The organism is Mycobacterium sp., from assembly GCF_035603715.1.
Lineage (GTDB): Bacteria > Actinomycetota > Actinomycetes > Mycobacteriales > Mycobacteriaceae > Mycobacterium.
The window spans coordinates 15621-33747 of record NZ_DATNJW010000061.1 but is presented as its reverse complement, the minus strand read 5'-3'; the positions used below and the strand labels follow the sequence as shown (position 1 = coordinate 33747).

The 18127-nt window shown below is 64.0% G+C and carries 9 protein-coding genes; 8 read left to right on the top strand and 1 reads right to left on the bottom strand.

Features of this window, described 5'->3' with window-relative positions; all coding sequences use genetic code 11:
* On the bottom strand, positions 1-4877 hold a 4877-nt coding region (locus VN856_RS02545; RefSeq protein WP_325685841.1), incomplete at its 3' end, for a type I polyketide synthase.
* A 321-nt stretch (positions 4878-5198) separates the two neighbouring features.
* Between VN856_RS02545 and VN856_RS02540 the strand changes: the two genes are divergently transcribed.
* The 8 genes from VN856_RS02540 (at position 5199) to VN856_RS02505 (ending at position 18125) form a co-directional block, all read left to right on the top strand.
* Positions 5199-6620, top strand: a complete 1422-nt coding sequence (locus VN856_RS02540; RefSeq protein ID WP_325685839.1) for a condensation domain-containing protein — start codon at positions 5199-5201, stop codon at positions 6618-6620.
* A 92-nt stretch (positions 6621-6712) separates the two neighbouring features.
* The gene (locus tag VN856_RS02535; protein ID WP_325685837.1) at positions 6713-9688 is read left to right on the top strand and encodes an MMPL family transporter; all 2976 of its coding nucleotides are present in this window, start codon (positions 6713-6715) and stop codon (positions 9686-9688) included.
* Between the two features lie 44 nt (positions 9689-9732).
* Entirely contained in the window at positions 9733-10875 is a 1143-nt protein-coding gene (gene pe / locus VN856_RS02530) for an acyltransferase PE (RefSeq protein WP_325685843.1), read from the top strand.
* Between the two features lie 49 nt (positions 10876-10924).
* A complete protein-coding gene (locus VN856_RS02525) occupies positions 10925-12661 on the top strand; it encodes an AMP-binding protein (protein ID WP_325685835.1) in 1737 nt (578 codons plus the stop codon).
* 34 nt (positions 12662-12695) lie between these two features.
* Complete coding sequence (locus VN856_RS02520) at positions 12696-13346, top strand: GAP family protein (RefSeq protein ID WP_325685834.1); 651 nt, start codon at positions 12696-12698, stop codon at positions 13344-13346.
* 106 nt (positions 13347-13452) lie between these two features.
* On the top strand, positions 13453-14508 hold the full coding sequence (locus VN856_RS02515; protein WP_325685832.1) for a dihydrodipicolinate reductase: 1056 nt from the start codon (positions 13453-13455) through the stop codon (positions 14506-14508).
* A gap of 237 nt (positions 14509-14745) precedes the next feature.
* Positions 14746-15180: an MmpS family transport accessory protein gene (locus tag VN856_RS02510; RefSeq protein ID WP_325685830.1), complete on the top strand. Its 435-nt coding sequence runs from the start codon at positions 14746-14748 to the stop codon at positions 15178-15180.
* The gene (locus tag VN856_RS02505; protein ID WP_325685828.1) at positions 15177-18125 is read left to right on the top strand and encodes an MMPL family transporter; all 2949 of its coding nucleotides are present in this window, start codon (positions 15177-15179) and stop codon (positions 18123-18125) included. The genes VN856_RS02510 and VN856_RS02505 overlap by 4 nt, the downstream gene beginning before the upstream one ends.
* The last annotated feature ends 2 nt before the right edge of the window (positions 18126-18127 follow it).

The window sequence follows — 18127 nt, the reverse complement described above, 5'->3', positions numbered from 1 at the left end:
CCTTCGAGATATCCACCGAACCGGCTGTAGATCTTGCCGGGCACCTCGGGGTCCGGGTCGTAGAACTCGTCGATGTCGAAGCGGTCCTCGGGGACCTCCCGGATCGCGTCGACGCCGCCGGACAGCAAGTCCCAGAACGCTTCCGGGTCCGAGGCGCCGGGGAATCGGCAGGACACCGAGATGATCGCGATCGGCTCGGTGGTGCGCGTGGGCGCCGCCTCCACCCGGTCGGGACGCTCGGATGGCTGCTCGCTGAGCCCCAGCACGTCGCTGAGCAGATAGTCGACCACGTCCGACAGCCGCGGGTGGTCCATCGCCAGCGTCGCCGGGATCTGCTTGCCCACGCCCTGCTCGATGCGCCGCCGCAGTTCGACGGCCATCAGCGAATCCATGCCGAGGTCGAAGAACCCGGCGTCCTCGCGAATCTCGGAGGCGTCGACTCGGGTCACATCGGCGACCGCGTCACGCAGGAAGTCCGACAACAGCTTCCGGCGTTGCTGCACAGGGGCGTTGGTGAGCCGCTCGACGAGCTCTGTCTTCCCCGACGCCGTGGTAACCGGCACCGCGCTGGGCACCTCACGCTCCAACTCGGCGAGGAAGGCCCGTCGGCCGGCCTGTTGATACAGCGGCAGGAATTTCGCCCAGTCGATCCGGGCCACGACGCCCCGCGCCACACCCTGTTCGGACGACGCCGTCAACAGATCGGCCAGGCCGGCCAGCGCATCGGCGGGTGACAAGGTGCGGACCCCGCGTTGGGCCAACTTCGCGCGCGCTTCCTCGTCCGCCATGCCCGCTGCCCACGGGCCGAAGTTGACGCTGACCCCGGCGATGCCCTGCTCGCGCAACCGCCAGGCCAGCCCGTCGAGGAAGGCGTTGGCCGCGCCGTAGGCGGTTTGGCCGTATCCGCCCCATACTGAGGCGATCGACGACGTGCTGAGGAAGAAGTCCAGCTTCAGATCCGCAGCTGCTTCGCTCAAATGCCAAGCACCCCAGACCTTTCCGGCAAATACACGATCGACTTCGTCGTCGTCGAGGTTGCTCAGCGGCGTGGTGCCGATCTCGCCTGCGGCATGGACGATGCCGGCCAGCGGCGGCAGCTCAGCCTTGACGGTGGCCAACAGTCGAGCGACGTCGTGCGCATCGGCGACATCGGCCGCGACGACCTGTATGTCGCTGCCATGCTGCTCACGTAACGCGTCGATGCGAAGTTGCGCGGCATCGCTGGGCGAGCGTCGGCTGGTCAGCACCAGATGCTTGGCGCCGTGCGCGGCAAGGAATCCGGCGATTTCCAGTCCGATCGAACCCAGGCCACCGGTTACCAAGTACGTTGCGTCATCACGCAATGCCAGCGGCGTTGCGCTCGGTGCCCCAACCCGCCGAAGCAACCGGGGCACATACACCGTTTGATCACGCAACGCGATTTGGTCTTCACCGCGTGGTGCGGCCGCGAGCCGGGTGACGAACTGCGACCATTCGTCAGCAGTGCCTTCAGACAGGTCCGCCAGTCCGCCCCATACCTGCGGCTGTTCCAGCGAAGCGGCACGTCCGAATCCCCACAGGGCGGTCTGATCCGGCGAGACAATGTCCGCGTCGCTAATCCGCTGTGCGCCACGGGTTACCAGCCAGATCGGCTGGCGCAGTTCTGCCGCAGCCGCGGCGCGGAAGAGGCGCTTTGTTCCGCCCAGGACTTGGTGCTGCATGCGCAGCAGCGACCGCATCGACGGCGCGGTGTCGGAGTCGAGCGCTGCGACGTGCACGATACGCAGCGTCGACGCCGCTTCAGCGGCGGCACGCAACGCGGCCGTAAGCTGCTCCTCGTCGGCATCGGAGGCCGGCAACCCGAGAATCTGATGCTGCTGGCCCTGCGCTGTCAGCGCGTCGACCAACGACTGGACCGCCTCGCCATTATCGCCGACCAGCAGCCAGGTAGGCGCCTCGCCGGCATCCGCATCGGAGGCCGTGGCAGTGGACTTCTCCCAACGGATCTCATAGCGGTCGTCCGCGATGGCTTGCGTATTGCGTTGCTGGTTGTGTTGTGCGGCAAGCTTTGTCAGCACTTGCACGGTCTGCCCGTCAGCGCTCGCCCCGCCGAGTAGGCCCGCGAGTTCCTCGATCCGGCCGTCCTCGAGTAGACGCACGGCTTGGGTACGCGGACCACCCATGTGTGATTGTTGGTTGGGGCGCTCTCGCTTGTCCTTGTACCAGTACTGGCGATGCTGGAACGGATAGGTGGGCAGGTCGAGCTTTCGCGCGTGTGCCTGCCGGAGGGCGCCGAAGTCGGGCAGATGCCCTAGCGCGTACGCGTCGGCGAGGGCTTCGGTGATCTGTCGGTGATCGGCAGTGTTCTTACGCAGCGATGCGATAGCCCGCGGCGTGGTGGCCGGGTCGGGCCACGCCCGCAGAGCTGCGGCGGTAAGAATCGGTTGCGGCCCGATTTCCAGCAGCACCTTGCAATTCAAGTCGGACAGCGTCTTGACGCTCTTGGCGAATTCGACCGGCTGCCGTGCGTGGCGACGCCAGTAGTTGCCATCCAGCTTCTGGCTCCTACCGATCGCGACGCCGGTGCGGTTGTCCACCAGAATCCGGTCCGGGGATGTGTATTTGAATTGGTCCGCATACGCCTCGAACTCGTCGAGGATCGGGTCCAGCAGCGCTGAGTGGAATGCGTGACTGGTCTCCAGCCAATCACACCGGACGCCGTCGGCTTGCAACCTGGCTACCACCTGCTCCAGATCCGTTGCCGGCCCTGATAATACGGTGTTGGCACCGTTGTAGGCGGCAACGGACAGGCTCGGGAATTCGTCGGCAAACCCTTCGACCCGCTCGGCGCCGGCGAAGACCGCAACCATTCGCCCGCCCGCAGGCAAACTGCCGAAAAGACGGCCGCGTTCGGCGATCAGCTTGGCGCCGTCCTCGAGGCTGAATACGCCCGCGACGCAAGCGGCCGAATACTGACCGACACTGTGGCCCAGCACCACGTCGGTGTCAAAGCCCCAGGACTGCCAGAGCCGGGCCAGGCCCATCTCCACTGCGAACAAGGCCGGCTGGGCGTAGGAAGTCTGGCGCAGTGTTTTTTCGCTGTCCGGACTGTCGACGTCGAAAATGACGTCCAGTAATGGCTTTTCGAGAACATCGGCGACCGCGGCCGCGCAGCGGTTCAACGTCTCGGCGAACACCGGCTCGGTGTCGAACAGCTCGCGCGCCATGCCGGGATACTGGCTGCCCTGACCAGTGAACAGCCATGCGGTCTTGGGCGTGTCATCGGACACTCCCCGCACCAGACCGGGCGCCGGGCGGTCGTCGGCGAGTGCGCCGAGCAACTCGCTGGCGGATTCGGTCGAGTTGACCACCAGCGCGGCTCGGTGCTCGAAGTGTGCCCGCCCGACCCCAGCGGTCAAGCACACGTCTGCCAAGGTGGCCTCCGGGTGCGCGCTCATCCAGGTCCGGTACTGATCGGCGATCTGAACTAGCGCGTCGGGCGTGCGGGCCGATATCGGCAGGATGCTGAACCGCCGGTCGTCGGCCGACTCGGATGTCGAGGCGATCTGGGCCGCTTCAGCCGGTGCCTCCTCGAGGATGACGTGCGCGTTGGTCCCGGCGAACCCGAATGAGCTGATCCCCGCGATACGCGGCCGACCGTTGGGCACCCATGGGGTGGCCTCCTGCACGACCTGCAGCGCCAGTCGGTCCCAGGGGATGTGCGGCGACGGGTTGCGGAAGTGTAGGTGCGGCGGCAGCAACTGGTTCTCGAGCGACAGGATGACCTTGATGACGCCCGCGATGCCGGCGGCTGCTTCCAGGTGCCCGATGTTCGTCTTTGCCGAGCCGATCAACAGCGGCTCGCCGGCCTCGCGGCCCTCGCCGAGCACCGCGCCGGCGGCCTGAGCCTCGATCGGGTCACCCAGCGATGTCCCAGTCCCGTGTGCCTCCAGGTAGTCGACGTCAGCGGGCGCGAGGCCGGAGCGCTTCAGTGCCGCAGTGATAACCCGTTGCTGGGCAATACCATTGGGCACCGTCAATCCACCCGACGCGCCATCTTGGTTGATCGCACTGCCGCGTATCACGGCCCGGATCCGGTCACCGTCGCGGATCGCGTCCTCGAGCCGCTTGATGACGATGACGCCGCAACCCTCGCCGCGCACGTAACCGTCCGCGGCGGCGTCGAACGTCTTGCATCGCCCGTCCGGCGCCAGCATGTGCGCATGGGAGAAGGTGATCATCGTCGCCGGGGTGAGGATGGCGTTCGCGCCGCCAGCCAGAGCGAGGTCGCACTCGCCCAGTTGCAGCGCCTGACATGCGTGATGGATTGCCACCAACGACGAGCTGCACGCGGTGTCGACGGCGACCGACGGGCCCTGCAGCCCCAACCGGTAGCTGATCCGGCCCGCCGCGGCGGCATTCGACGTTCCGATCGCCATATAGGCTTCGATCTCCGGGAAAGTCATGTCGCCCGACGCCATTCCCAGGTAATCGTGGGTGGCCAGGCCGACAAACACGCCGGTGTTGGTGTCCGCCAAAGCCGTTGGCGCGGTGCCAGAATGCTCCACCGCCCGCCACGCCGTCTCGAGCAACAGCCGATGCTGCGGATCCAACAATCTGGCCTCGCGCGTCGATATACCGAAGAACGGCGCATCGAACCCCGTCACGTCGTCGACGAAGCCTGCCCGGCGGCTCACAACCTTGCCGGGCGCGTCGGGATCCGCGTCGAAGAACTCGTCGACGTCCCACCGGTCCTCGGGTATCTCCGATACCGCGTCCCGGCCTTCGCGCAGCAAATCCCAGAACTCGGCCGTATCCGCCGCACCCGGAAAGCGCGCCGCATAGCCGACGATCGCAAAACTTGATGTTGGCTGCAGGGGGCCGTTAGCGGATACCATGCGCTGTCCTCTCGATTGGGGGGACTGTGAAAGATTCGGTCGCCGCGTGCGGTCCGGATGGGCAACAGAATTGCCGCCGCGGGGCGGGTAATGCAAATGGCGTGCCGGCGGCGGTGCCGGATACGGGCACCGTACCGCAAGGTACGGGTGTCATCTGCCGTTCTACACCAGATGGTTCTATGTCCATAGAATCCGCGTGAGCTGTCGGCGAGCCCACGCAGGCGGGCGATACCGGGCGACAGTGAATGCGGAGCGGGATATCTTGGGTCTCGCTGCAAGCTGCGACCGCACGAGAGTCGTACACATCAGGAGGACGAACACTTGCGCATCGGGAAGATCACCGTCGGCTCACTCAAGGAATGGGTGCTGGCTCCAGGCTCAGTTACCTCCTGGCACCCGACGCCCGTGGCTGCAGAGAAGGCCCGGCACGCGCCGGCCAGTTCGGTACCGGTCAGCTACATGCAGGGTCAGCATCTGCGAAATTACTGCGACCGGACCGCCGCGGGGCTGAACTTCTCCCGCCAAATCATCGCTAGCTGTGACGCGTCCGGCGAGTGTGATATCGCGGCGATGGATGTCGCCCTCAACGCCTACCTGCGTCGGCACGACACGTTCCGGAGTTGGTTCGAGCACACCAGCGATGACCAGTTCGTCCGGCACACCATCACCGACCCGGCCGACATCGAATTCGAGCCGATCAATCACGGCAACATGACCGAGGACGAAGTTCGCGCCCACGTCGTGGGTATACCGAATCCGTTGGAGTGGGGCTGCTTCACTTTCGGGATTGTGCAACGCGAAGGCCATTTCACGTTCTTTGTCGCTATGGACCACGTGCACGGCGACGCGACGTTGATCGGCACCACGATGATGGAGGCCAACGGCATGTATGCCGCGTTGAGCGGCGGCGGTAAGCCCCTCGAGCTTCCCGATGCCGGCAGCTACGACGATTTTTGCGTCCGCGAGCGCGAGTTCACGTCGACGTTGACCGTGGATTCGCCCGGGGTGAACGCCTGGATCGACTATGCGGAGAACAACAATGGCAGCTTTCCTGAGTTCCCGCTCCCACTGGGTAATCCGTCGGAATCGACCAGCAGCGAGATGGCCTCCGACCTCCTGATGGACCCAGAGCAGACCGAACGATTCGAATCAGCCTGCAACACGGCCGGCGCGCGTTTCGTCGGCGGGTTGTTCGCCTGTCTCGCACTGGTGGAGCACGAGTTCACTGGTGCTCCGACGTACTACGGACTTACTCCGAGGGATTCCCGCACCGGCGCGGACAATTTCATGACCCAGGGGTGGTTCACCGGGTTGATCCCGATCACCGTGCCGATAGCCGCGGCCTCGTTCGGCGACGCGGCGTGGGCAGCGCAGTCTTCCTTCGATTCGGGTCTGGACATGGCGCGGGTGCCTTACTACCGGGTATTGGAATTGGCGCCGTGGTTGAAATGGCCGCAACCGAACTTTCCGGTATCGAACTTCCTGCACGGCGGAGCTGCGCCGCTCAACGCCATTCTCGCAGCCGCTGACCTGGGCCTTGCGGACAACGTCGGGATCTACCCCGACGGACGCTTCTCATACCAGTTGACGATCTACATCTTCCGGTACGGCGAAGGCACGGTCATGGCGATCATGTATCCCGATAACCCGGTCGCCCAGAAGTCGGTGACCCGCTATATGGAGGCGATGCGGTCGGTGTGTACGCGGGTTGCCGACAGCGGACACTGGGGCCGCGTCGCATAGCGTGAGCAGGTGGATGGTTAAAACGGTGTGTAATGCGTCGGCGAGCGTCGCCGACGGGCGCAGCAGCTGCGCCGAACGGGGGCGGGGACGCTATGCGGCGACTAGCTGATTTTGTGGTGCGATGGCCCTGGCTGGTGATAGGGCTCTGGATCGCGGTTGCGGTCGCGCTACCGCTGACGTTCCCGTCGCTGAACGAGATGGCCCAGAAGCATCCACTCGCCATCCTGCCCAACGATGCGCCGTCGAGCGTCACCGCTCGGAAGATGACCGAGGCGTTTCATGAATCGGGCTCCGAAGACCTGCTGCTGGTCGTCCTAACCGACGATAAGGGTCTCGGCCGCGACGACGAAGCGGTGTACGGCAAGCTGGTGGACGCGTTGCGTCGGGACACCCGCAATGTGGTGATGCTGCAGGATTTCATCAGCACGCCACCGCTGCGGTCGATCGTGACCAGCAAGGACGACAAAGCCTGGGTGCTACCAGTGGGTGTCGCAGGCGAGTTGGGAACGCCACGGTCCTACGCCGCCTACAACCAGATCAGCGATGTCGTCCGTCATGCCGTCGCAGGAACGTCACTGCGGGCGAACATCACCGGGCCCGCGGCGACGGTCGCCGACCTGACCGTCGCGGGCGAGAAGGATCGGCTTCCGATCGAGCTGGCGATCGGCGTGCTGGTGCTGCTCGTCCTGTTGGTGGTGTACCGCAGCGTGGTCACCATGCTGCTACCGCTGATTTCGATCGGGTTGTCGCTGATGATCGCGCAGTCGACGGTGGCCGCTTACTCCGCGCTGACCGGCACCGGTGTCTCGAATCAGTCCATCGTCTTTCTGAGCGCGATCATGGCCGGCGCCGGAACTGACTACGCGGTCTTCCTCATCAGCCGATATCACGACTACCTACGGTTGGGTGAGGCGTCCGATCAGGCGGTCAAGCGGGCATTGATCTCGATCGGAAAAGTGATCGCCGCATCCGCCACCACGGTGGGAATCACGTTCCTGCTGATCAGCTTCGCCCGCATGGGCATCTTCAAGACGGTCGGGGTGGCTGCGGCGATCGGGATCGGCGTGGCGTTCCTGGCCGCGGTGACGTTGCTGCCGGCCATCCTGTCGCTTGCGGGCCCCCGTGGCTGGGTCAAGCCGCGCCGCGAACTGACCGCCCGGTTATGGCGACGTTCAGGTATCCGCATCGTGCGCCGGCCCAGGACTCATCTGGTGGCCAGCCTGCTGGTGCTGGCCATCCTGGCCAGCTGCTCTGCCTTTGTCCGTTACAACTACGACGACCGGAAGGCACTGGGGGCTTCTGCGCCGAGTTCCGTCGGATACAACGTGCTGGATCGACATTTCCCGGTGAATCAATCGATCCCGGAATACATCCTCATCCAGTCGCCCCGCGACCTGCGCACGCCGCAGGCCCTGGCCGATTTGGAACAAATGGCGGACCGAGTCAGCCAATTACCGAACATCGCCGCGATCAGTGGTATCACCCGGCCGACCGGGAACGTACCGGAACAATTCAGGGCTACCTACCAGGCGGGGGCCATAGGCACCTTCCTGCAGGGCGGATCGGAGCTGATCAACGACCACACCAGCGAGCTCAACCGGCTGTCCGAAGGGGCAGGCACGCTGGCCAGCAACCTTGACGAGGTGCGCGGCCAGGTCAGCCGGCTCGCAGCGAGTGTGCAGGACCTGGAGAATACGATGTCCTCGACGAAGGACCAGTACAGCGGCGACGCCCTGGTGAAACAAGTCGACATCACCGCCCAGCTCGTCGACCACGTCAACTCGCTCACCAATGCCATGGGCTTTACGTACGGCGGCGCCAAGGACTTTTTCTCCTGGATAGGTCCGGTGGCGATGGCCCTGCGCGGTAATCCTGTGTGCAATATGGATGAGTCCTGCAGCAGCACCCGCGACACGTTCGAGCAGCTGCTGAGTTCGCGAGATCGAGAAGACGTCGATGCGATCAACGACCTGGCCCACCAGCTGCAGCAATACCCGGACAAAGAGGCATTGAAGGCATCCGCAGACCGTATTCGGGCGTCGTTCACGAGGCTCACCGGGGTGCTGCAGTCCATGGGGATGGATCAGCCGGGCAGCGTCAAGACCAACCTCAGCGCCCTGCAAAGTGGCGCGGACCAATTCGCCGGCGGAAGCCGGGAGGTGGCTGATGCGGTGGCTCAGCTCGTTGACCAGGTCAAACAGATGGGTGCGGGGCTCAGCGAGTCAGCCACGTTCCTGTTGTCACTGAAGCACGACGCGGCCCAACCCGCCATGGCCGGCTTCAACATCCCGTCACAGTTGCTGCACTTGGAAGAATTCAAGAAGGCCGCCAACGTCTTCATGTCGCCGGACGGCCATTCGGTGCGGTACTTAGTACAAACCAAGCTCAATCCGTTCAGCACCGAAGCGATGGATCAGGTCAACTCGATCCTTGCGACCGCCAAGGGAGCTCAACCGAATACCGCGCTGTCGGACGCCAAGATATCGATGGCGGGGTTCACCGTTGGCCTCAAAGACACCCGCGATTACTACAACCACGACATCCGATTCATCATCGCGGTCACCCTCCTTGTGGTGATGCTGACCTTGATGGCGCTGCTGCGCGCGATCGTCGCGCCGTTGTATCTCGTTGCTTCCGTGGTGATTTCGTATCTGTCAGCGGTCGGCATCGGCGTGCTGCTCTTCCAATTCATCCTCGGCCAGCATCTGCACTGGAGCGTGCCACCGCTGGCATTCGTGGTATTGGTCGCGGTGGGAGCCGATTACAACATGCTGCTCGTCTCGCGAATGCGTGACGAGTCGCCGCGCAGCATGCGCTACGGCATCATCCGCACGCTGAGTTCGACGGGCGGTGTGATCACCGCCGCTGGTGTGATCTTCGCCGCCTCGATGGCTGGCTTGTTGTTCTCCAGCATCGGTACTGTGGTCCAGGGTGGTGTCATCATCGGCATCGGAATCCTGCTGGACACCTTCCTGGTTCGCACCATCACGGTTCCCGCTTTGGCGGCGCTGATCGGACGGGCGAACTGGTGGCCATCGCGGGCTGCGAAGGTTCGCGTGCCCGCATGATCTATGTGAGACTACGAGACAAAGATGAGTGGTCGGGGGTCGCGATGAAGAAACTACTCGCAGGAGTTAGTGCGCTGGTAAGCATCAGCGCCACAGGGTGTTTCGGCATCGGCGCCGCTACCGCCGACGACTCGCCCATCAGCGGGCCGCCGACTCCGGGAGCGCCGGGTGACCAGACCGCCTACGCCCTTGGCGGCGCTCACGTCCTAGGCGTGCCCTACGACCAATACATCAAGATGGAGGGCGCGGACTGGTTCCCCGGCCAGCGACGCCAAATCGTTCGCTATCCGGCCGGCCAGGTTCAGGGGCACGTGCTGGCGACCCTCTTCCCGGGTCTCAAGCCGGAAATCGACAATTTCGACCACGACTTTCCGGGCATCGGCCTGGACGGCCCCAGCGTGGGTTATTCCGTCGACGTGGGAGTGGACAATCTCGTTGCGGCGATCCGCAACACGGGTCGGCCTGGTACGGCGATCGGCCTGTCCGAGGGCGGGTTCGTGGTCGACGGCGCGCAAGCCCGGCTGGCGACTGACCCGAACGCTCCCCCGGCTAACGCGCTGAACTTCGCCACGTTTGGCGACCCGATCGGGCGCCATGCCTTCGGTCAGAGTTTCCTGTCCGCCACATTCCCGGTCGGCAGCGTGGTTCCCGCGCTCGACTACACCATGCCGCCTCCGTACGAAAGCCAGTACGACACCGACAGGTTCGTGGCCGCATACGACTCGATCGCGGACTTCCCGGATCGGCCGGACAACATGTTCGCACTGGCCAACACGCTGATGGGCCTGGCCACCGGACACACCGCGGTGGCCTTCACGAACAAGAGCATGGTGCCCCCGCAGAACATCAGGACGACGATCAACTCCCGGGGCGCCAAAGACACCACGATCATGGTGCCGCAAAAGCACATTCCCCTTGTCATGCCGCTGAAATACATCGGGATCCCGGAAGACACGCTGAACAAGCTCGACGCCATCCTGATCCCCCGAGTGAACGCGGGTTACTCGCGCAACGACGACCCCTCGACCGCTCCGGTTCAGGTGGACCCGGTGAACGGCTTCGACCCGGCGGAGGTCACTGCGCCGGCCAACCAGGCGACATTCGGCGGCGGCGCGGATCCGTTCTCGCAGATCATCGCGGGTGCCATGTCCGTGTTGGCGCATGGCGCAAACGAAGCCGGCGCCTGACCGCAGCCCTTACCACTCAATTGCTAGTTACGGACGTAATCTGACATCTATGCCCCAGTCCACGATTCTCTCGATGCTGCACGGCCGCGCCAGCCTGCGGCCCGATGACGTCGCGTTTACCTTCACCAATTACGAGAAGGACTACGCGGGCGTCCCCGAGACTATGACGTGGTCGCAGTTATCGCGCCGAACGATGAATGTGGCGCGCGAGATCCGCGCGCACGGGTCGGTCGGAGATCGCGCAGTAATTCTGGCCCCGCAGGGCCTGGAGTACATCCTGGCTTTCCTGGGATCCATGCAGGCCGGGTTAATCGCGGTCCCGCTACCGCTGCCCCACCGCGGCTCGAGTTACGAGCGGGTGGGCGCGGTCTTCGCCGACACCTCGCCTGCGGTTGTTCTCACGACCTCTTCTTCGGCCGAAGATGTCGGCGATTACGTCGATCAATCGCGCATGGACACCGCGCCAAAAATCGTCGCGATCGATTTGCTGAATCTGGACGCCGAGGGCGGTCCAAGCCTTCAAACAGCCGATCTACCGAGTATCGCGTATTTGCAGTACAGCTCGGGTTCGACGCGACTGCCCACCGGCGTGATGATGTCGCACCGCAATCTGACGGTGAATTTCGAGCAGTTGATGGTCGGCTTTTTTGCGAACTCCAAAGTCCCGACAGATACCACGATTGTGTCGTGGCTGCCCTTCTACCACGACATGGGTTTGGTGCTGGGCGTCTGCGCGCCGATCCTTGGCGGCTACCACGCGCAACTGACGAGCCCGGTCGGGTTTCTGGAGAGGCCGGCACGGTGGGTGCGGGCACTGGCGGAGAATTCCCACGCGTGGTCGTCGGCGCCGAACTTCGCCTTCGACCTGGCCGCACGCAAAACCGCCGACAGCGATCTTGCCGGGCTCGACCTCGGCGAAGTGTTGGGGATCATCAGCGGCGCCGAACGCGTCGAGCCGACCACACTGCAACGCTTCGTCGATCGGTTTGCCCACTTCAATTTCCAGGACCACATGGTGCGTCCGTCCTACGGCTTGGCGGAGGCAACCGTCTTCGTGACGGCAGGCACTTGGAGTGAGACGGCGCCGGCAGTGCACTTCGACGTCGGCGAGCTCGGCGCAGGCCGCGTCGAGCGGTGTGCGGCCGGCGACGGCACGCCGCTGGTCAAGTACAAGGTCCCGCGATCACCCCAGCTGCGGATCGTCGACAGCGAGACACATCGCGAGTGTCCGTCCGACGTGGTCGGCGAGATTTGGGTACACGGCGAGAACGTTGCCGAGGGATATTGGCGCAAGCCGCCGGAGGAGCAGGAGTGCTTCGCGGCTACGCTCGCCGACGCCTCACCTGGCACCCCCGAGGGCCCGTGGCTACGCACCGGCGACCTGGGTTTCATCTACGAGGGTGAGCTGTTCATCGTCGGCCGCATCAAGGACCTGCTGATCATTCGTGGGCGTAATCATTACCCCGAGGACATCGAGGCGACTATCCAAGAGATCACCCAGGGTCGGGTCGCGGCGATATCGGTCCCGGTGGACAGCACCGAGCAGCTGGTCACCGTCATCGAGATGAAGAAGAAGCGGGGCGAGCCCAGCGAGGATGTCTTGCAGCGGTTGAGCGGGCTCAAAAGCGACGTCACCTCGGCAATCTCCAACTCGCACGGCTTGAATGTCGGCGACGTCGTTCTGGTCCCGGCCGGATCGATACCCACCACGACAAGCGGCAAGATCCGGCGCGCCGCTTGCGTCGAGCAGTACCGTCAAGACCAATTCACTCGGTTGGACGCGTAGCCCCCGCCGGGGGTCGCGCGATCAGGATCACCTCATGCTGGCGACTGTTTTGGTGATGGCTCTTGCCGTCAGTATCGAACCGTTCCGAATCGGCATGACCGTGCTGATGCTGAACCGACCCAAACCAGCGCTGCAGTTGTTCGCGTTCTTGTGTGGCGGTTTCGCCATGGGAACCACGGTGGGACTCGTTGTGCTGTTTGCGCTTCGACGCATACTGCTCGGAACTTCCTTCGTCACTGTGCCCAGAGTTCAGATCCTGATCGGGTTGCTGGTTCTCTTCGTCGCAGCGGTCGTGGCGATCGACGTCTACGGGCGGCTGGGTTCTCGGCCGGCGAGGTTGGCGAGGCCGGCCCGCAAATTGATGAACGGGGATTCGCTCTCGGTCGCGGGGGTCGCGGGCCTCAGCATCGCTTTGCCGTCGGTCGACTATCTGGCCGCGCTAGCCGTCATCCTGGCCTCCAGGGCGCCAGCCCTGACACAGGTCTCAGTGCTGGTGTTGTTCAACATGGTGGCCTTCGCGCTTGTCGAGATTCCGTTACTGGCCTATCTGTTGGCGCCCAAGACAACCGCCCGGTGGGTGACCGCGCTGCACGACTGGATTCGATCGCGTCGGCGCCGTGACGTCGCGATCCTGCTGGCCGCGATCGGCTGTGCCCTCCTCGCGGCCGGTGCCGCCGGGCTGTGACCTTTCTCAGGGCCGAAAACCTGCGAGCGTCAATCCAATGCCCGGCACAGGTCAACGTCGGCCGGTTGAACATAATGAGTTCAATCACACCGGCAAAGGAGCCCAGATGAGCGCGACCAAAGACCATCCGCTTCGAGTCATCCAGTGGACCACCGGCAACATCGGGCGACGATCGCTGCACGCGATCATCGGCCGACCGGACATGGAATTGGTCGGTGTGTACGCGCACGGGCAGGACAAGGTCGGGGTGGACGCCGCCGAGCTGTCCGGCTGGCCGGAGCCGACCGGGGTCAAGGCCACCAACGACATTGATGCGCTGTTGGCACTTCGGCCTGACGCTTGTTGCTATAACCCGTTGTGGCCCAGCGTCGATGAGTTGGTTCGGCTGCTCGAGTCGGGCATCAACGTGTGCTCCAGCGCGGCCTGGATCACCGGCGGCAAGCAGACACCGCAGGACCGGCAGCGGATCCTCGACGCGTGCGAACGGGGCGGCTCGACGATTTTCGGCAGCGGCGCGCATCCCGGGATGACGAACCTGGTCGGCATGGCGCTCAGCGGGTCGTGTGAACGCGTTGACGAGATCCGCATCACCGAATCAGTGGACTGCTCCACGTATGAATCGGCGGAAACCCAAACGGCCATGGGTTTCTCGCAAGATCCCGACACACCCGGGCTGGCCGAGAATGTGCGACGCGAAAGTGAGGTCTTCGCCGAATCGGCAGCGATGATGGCCGACGCGATCGGCGCGGAGCTGGACAAGTTGACCTTCGACGTCACCTTCACCGCGGCCACCGGCGATTCAGACCTGGGTTTCATGAAGATCCCGGCCGGCACGGTCGGCAGCGTCTTCGGCTACCACCGGGGCTGGGTCGGCGACCACAACGTGGTCAGCGTCGGCTTCAACTGGACGATGGGCAGTCACGTGGTGCCGCCCAAGCCGCTCGAGCACGGCCACGTCATCCAGGTGTTCGGGGTGCCGAATATGCGCACCGTGGTGCACTGTCTGCCACCTAAGGGTTGGACCGAGCCGGGATTCATGGGCCTGGGCATGATCTACACCGCGATGCCGGTGACCAATGCGGTGCCCGCAGTCGTCGCCGCCGAGCCTGGAATCGTCACGTTGGCCGACCTTCCTCCCGTTACCGGCCGCGCCGCGCAGTAACCGTGCGAGGAGCGGTACATCGTTGGGCCTTAACAGAACGCAGACGTGCCCTATCGTCTAGCATTGTTAGCCGAGCAAAGGTTCTAAGCGGCATCGGCAACGATGGCCGGCAAAAGGCCAGCTCGTTCGGTAAAGCTGCCCCGGACGCGTCCGTCTCGACGGCGGAAAGCATCCGTGGCTCGACGCGTTCGCGGGCAATATTGCGGACGGGCGGCAGGAGGAGACCGAGTGAGGGCGATGTCGATTAGCGGTCTGCTCAAACGCGCATGGATACCTCTGCTGCTGGTGGTAGTGCTGTCGGTTTCCGCCCTGGCCGTGACGCGCCTGCACAAGGTGTTCGCTTCGCAGGACCTCAACGCGAACTCGGGAGCTGGAATCAAGATCGTGCAGTTCAACCCCAAAGTCGTGACTTACGAGATCGACGGGCCCCCCGGCAGCGTCGCGAACATCAACTACTGGGACGCCGACGCCAACACCCACCAGATCAACAACGCGCCGCTGCCATGGTCGTACACCATTTCCACCACTCTGCCCGCGGTGAGCGCCAACATCATGGCGCAGACCGATGCCGGCTACATCGGCTGCCGCATCACCGTTGACGGGGAGCTACGCGAGCACCGCAGCTCGGACGGCCACAACGCCCAAACGTTCTGCCTGGTGAAGTCCGCATGACCCGCACCGGCGACGATGCGTCGCGAACCGACGGTGAGAAGCCGCGCATAGACACAGCCGACGCTCAGAGCACAGCAGCCAAACCGCACCGCCCCTTCATTCCGCATTTCATTCGCATCTTCGCGATTCCGATCATCCTGGGCTGGGTCGTGCTGACCGTCGTGGTCAACGTCGCCGTTCCCAGCCTGGAAATCGTCGGCGAAAACCATTCCGCGCCAATGGCGCCCCTGGAAGCGCCGTCGAATCAGGCGATGATGCGGATGGGACACAACTTCCACGAGTTCAGTTCCAACAGCACGGTCATGGTGGTGGTGGAAAGTCAGCAGCCGCTTGGCGACGCCGCGCACCGCTACTACGACGACATCGTGCGCAAACTGCGTAAGGACACCAAGCACGTCCAGCACATCCAGGACTTCTGGGGTGACCGGTTCACCGCGGCGGGCGCACAGAGCGCCGATGCCAAGGCTTCCTACGTCCAGGTCAACATCGCCGGTAACCAAGGCACCACCCAGGCCAACAACTCCGTCGAGGCCGTCCGCAAGGTCGTCGACGACGAGCCCGCGCCGCCCGGGGTTCAGGCCCATGTCACCGGCTCGGCGGCGCTGTCGGACGACATGCACGTCATCGGCAACGACAGCCTGGCAAAAATCACGCTGTTCACCCTGGGCGCGATCGCGATCATGTTGCTGCTGGTCTACCGCTCAATCGTCACCACACTGATCCAGCTGTTCATGACCTTCGTCGCTCTGGCGTGTGCGCGCGGAATCGTCGCGGTTCTCGGTTACAACAACGCCTTTGGGCTCACTACGTTCGCCGCGAACATCCTGACGATGCTGGCGATCGCGGCCGGCACCGACTACGGCATCTTCCTGGTCGGCCGCTATCAGGAGGCGCGTCGAGCCGGTGAAGACCGCGAAAGCGCTTACTACACAACCTTCAAGGGCGTGGCCCCGGTTGTGCTGGGGTCCGGGCTGACCATCGCCGGCGCGACGTATTGCCTCAGCTTTTGCCGGTTGCCCTGGTTCCACACCATGGGCGACCCGGTGGCGATCGGCATGCTGGTTGTGGTGGCGGCCGGGCTGACGCTGGGCCCGGCAGTCGTCTTCGTTGGCAGCAAATTCGGGCTGTTCGAGAAGAAGAAGCAGGCCCGCGGCCGGCTGTGGCGGCGGGTCGGTACGGCGGTGGTGCGTTGGCCCGCACCGGTTTTCGCGGTGAGCGCAGCTGTCGTCCTGGTGGGCATGGTCGCGCTACCCGGCTATAAGCCGAGCTACAACGACCGTCATTACCTACCCGAATCGGCGCGGTCCAACGTCGGTTATGCCGCGGCCGACCGGCACTTCTCCGAGGCCCGAATGAATCCGGACCTGCTGATGATCGAGGCCGACCACGACATGCGCAATCCGGCCGACATGTTGGTGTTGGACAGGGTCGCCAAGAATGAGATGCGGACCGTCGGCATCGCGATGGTCCAAGACATCACGCGGCCGCTGGGAATTCCCATCCAGCACAGCTCGATTCCGTTCCAGAACAGCATCCAGAGCCAGACGACCATGCAGAATATGAAGTTTCTCAAGGACAGAATGGCCGACATTCTGAAGATGGCCGACGAGATGCAGATCATGATCGACGTGACGGCGCGCCAGGCGAAGGTCACCCATGACTTGGCGAACGCGGCCACCGACAGTGCGAAGACCACCGCGGAAACCTCGGAGATCACCGATACCCTGCGGGACCACATCGCGGACTTCGAGGACTTCTACCGGCCGATCCGCAGCTACTTCTACTGGGAGAAGCACTGCTACGACATCCCGGTGTGCATCTCGTTCCGGTCGTTGTTCGACTCGATCGACGGTTTCGACCAACTCGCCGAGAAGTTCCACGACCTCTCCGGCGATATCGACCGCACGGCGGCGGCCTCGCGCGAGTTGGAGAAGCTGATCCCGATCATGCTCGAGACGCTGAAGACGACGCACGGTCTGACGCTGACCATGTACCAGACGTTCAAGGCGATGATCGACCAGATGGAGGCGATGAGCGACACCTCCATCGTGATGGGGCAGAGCTTCGACAAGTCGCAGAACGACGACTTCTTCTACCTGCCGCCCGAGGCGTTCACCAACCCGGAATTCATTCGCGGCGTGAAGTTATTCTTCTCTCCCGACGGAAAGTCGGTGCGGTTCTTCATCACTCACCAGGGTGACCCAATGTCGCCCGAAGGAATCGGCCGCGTATCCGCGGAGCGCACTGCGGCCCAGGAGGCGCTCAAGCAGTCCTCGCTGTCGGACGCCAAGGTGTATCTCGGCGGCACCGCCGCGACATTCCGCGACATGGCCGACGGCGAGAAGTACGACCTGATGATCGCGGTGGTGTCGGCCTTGACGCTGATCTTCATGATCATGCTGCTGCTGACCCGCAGCGTGGTGGCAGCCATGGTCATCGTCGGAACCGCGAGCAGTTCGATCGCCGCATCCGTCGGACTGTCTGTGCTCATCTGGCAGGACCTGTTCGGCATGCATCTGCACTGGATCGTCGTGGCACTGTCGGTGATCATCCTGCTGGCCGTCGGCTCCGACTACAACCTGCTGCTGGTCTCGAGATTCAAAGAAGAAATACATGCAGGGCTCAAGACCGGATATATCCGGTCAATGGCCGGCACCGGTGCGGTGGTGACATCGGCGGGCCTGGTGTTCGCGTTCACGATGGCAGCGATGCTGGGCAGCGACCTGACCGTGTTGGGCCAGTTCGGTTCGACGGTCTGTATCGGCCTGCTGCTCGACACCCTGGTGGTGCGGACGCTGTTCATGCCGTCGCTGGCAACCATGCTGGGTCGCTGGTTCTGGTGGCCCTTGGTAGTCCATCCCCGCGGCGACCACGCCAAGCCGAAGACTCCGCCGGCAGTCGCCGAGGAAGACAACACCGCGCCGCTGGCCGTGCAGAGGTCGTGACG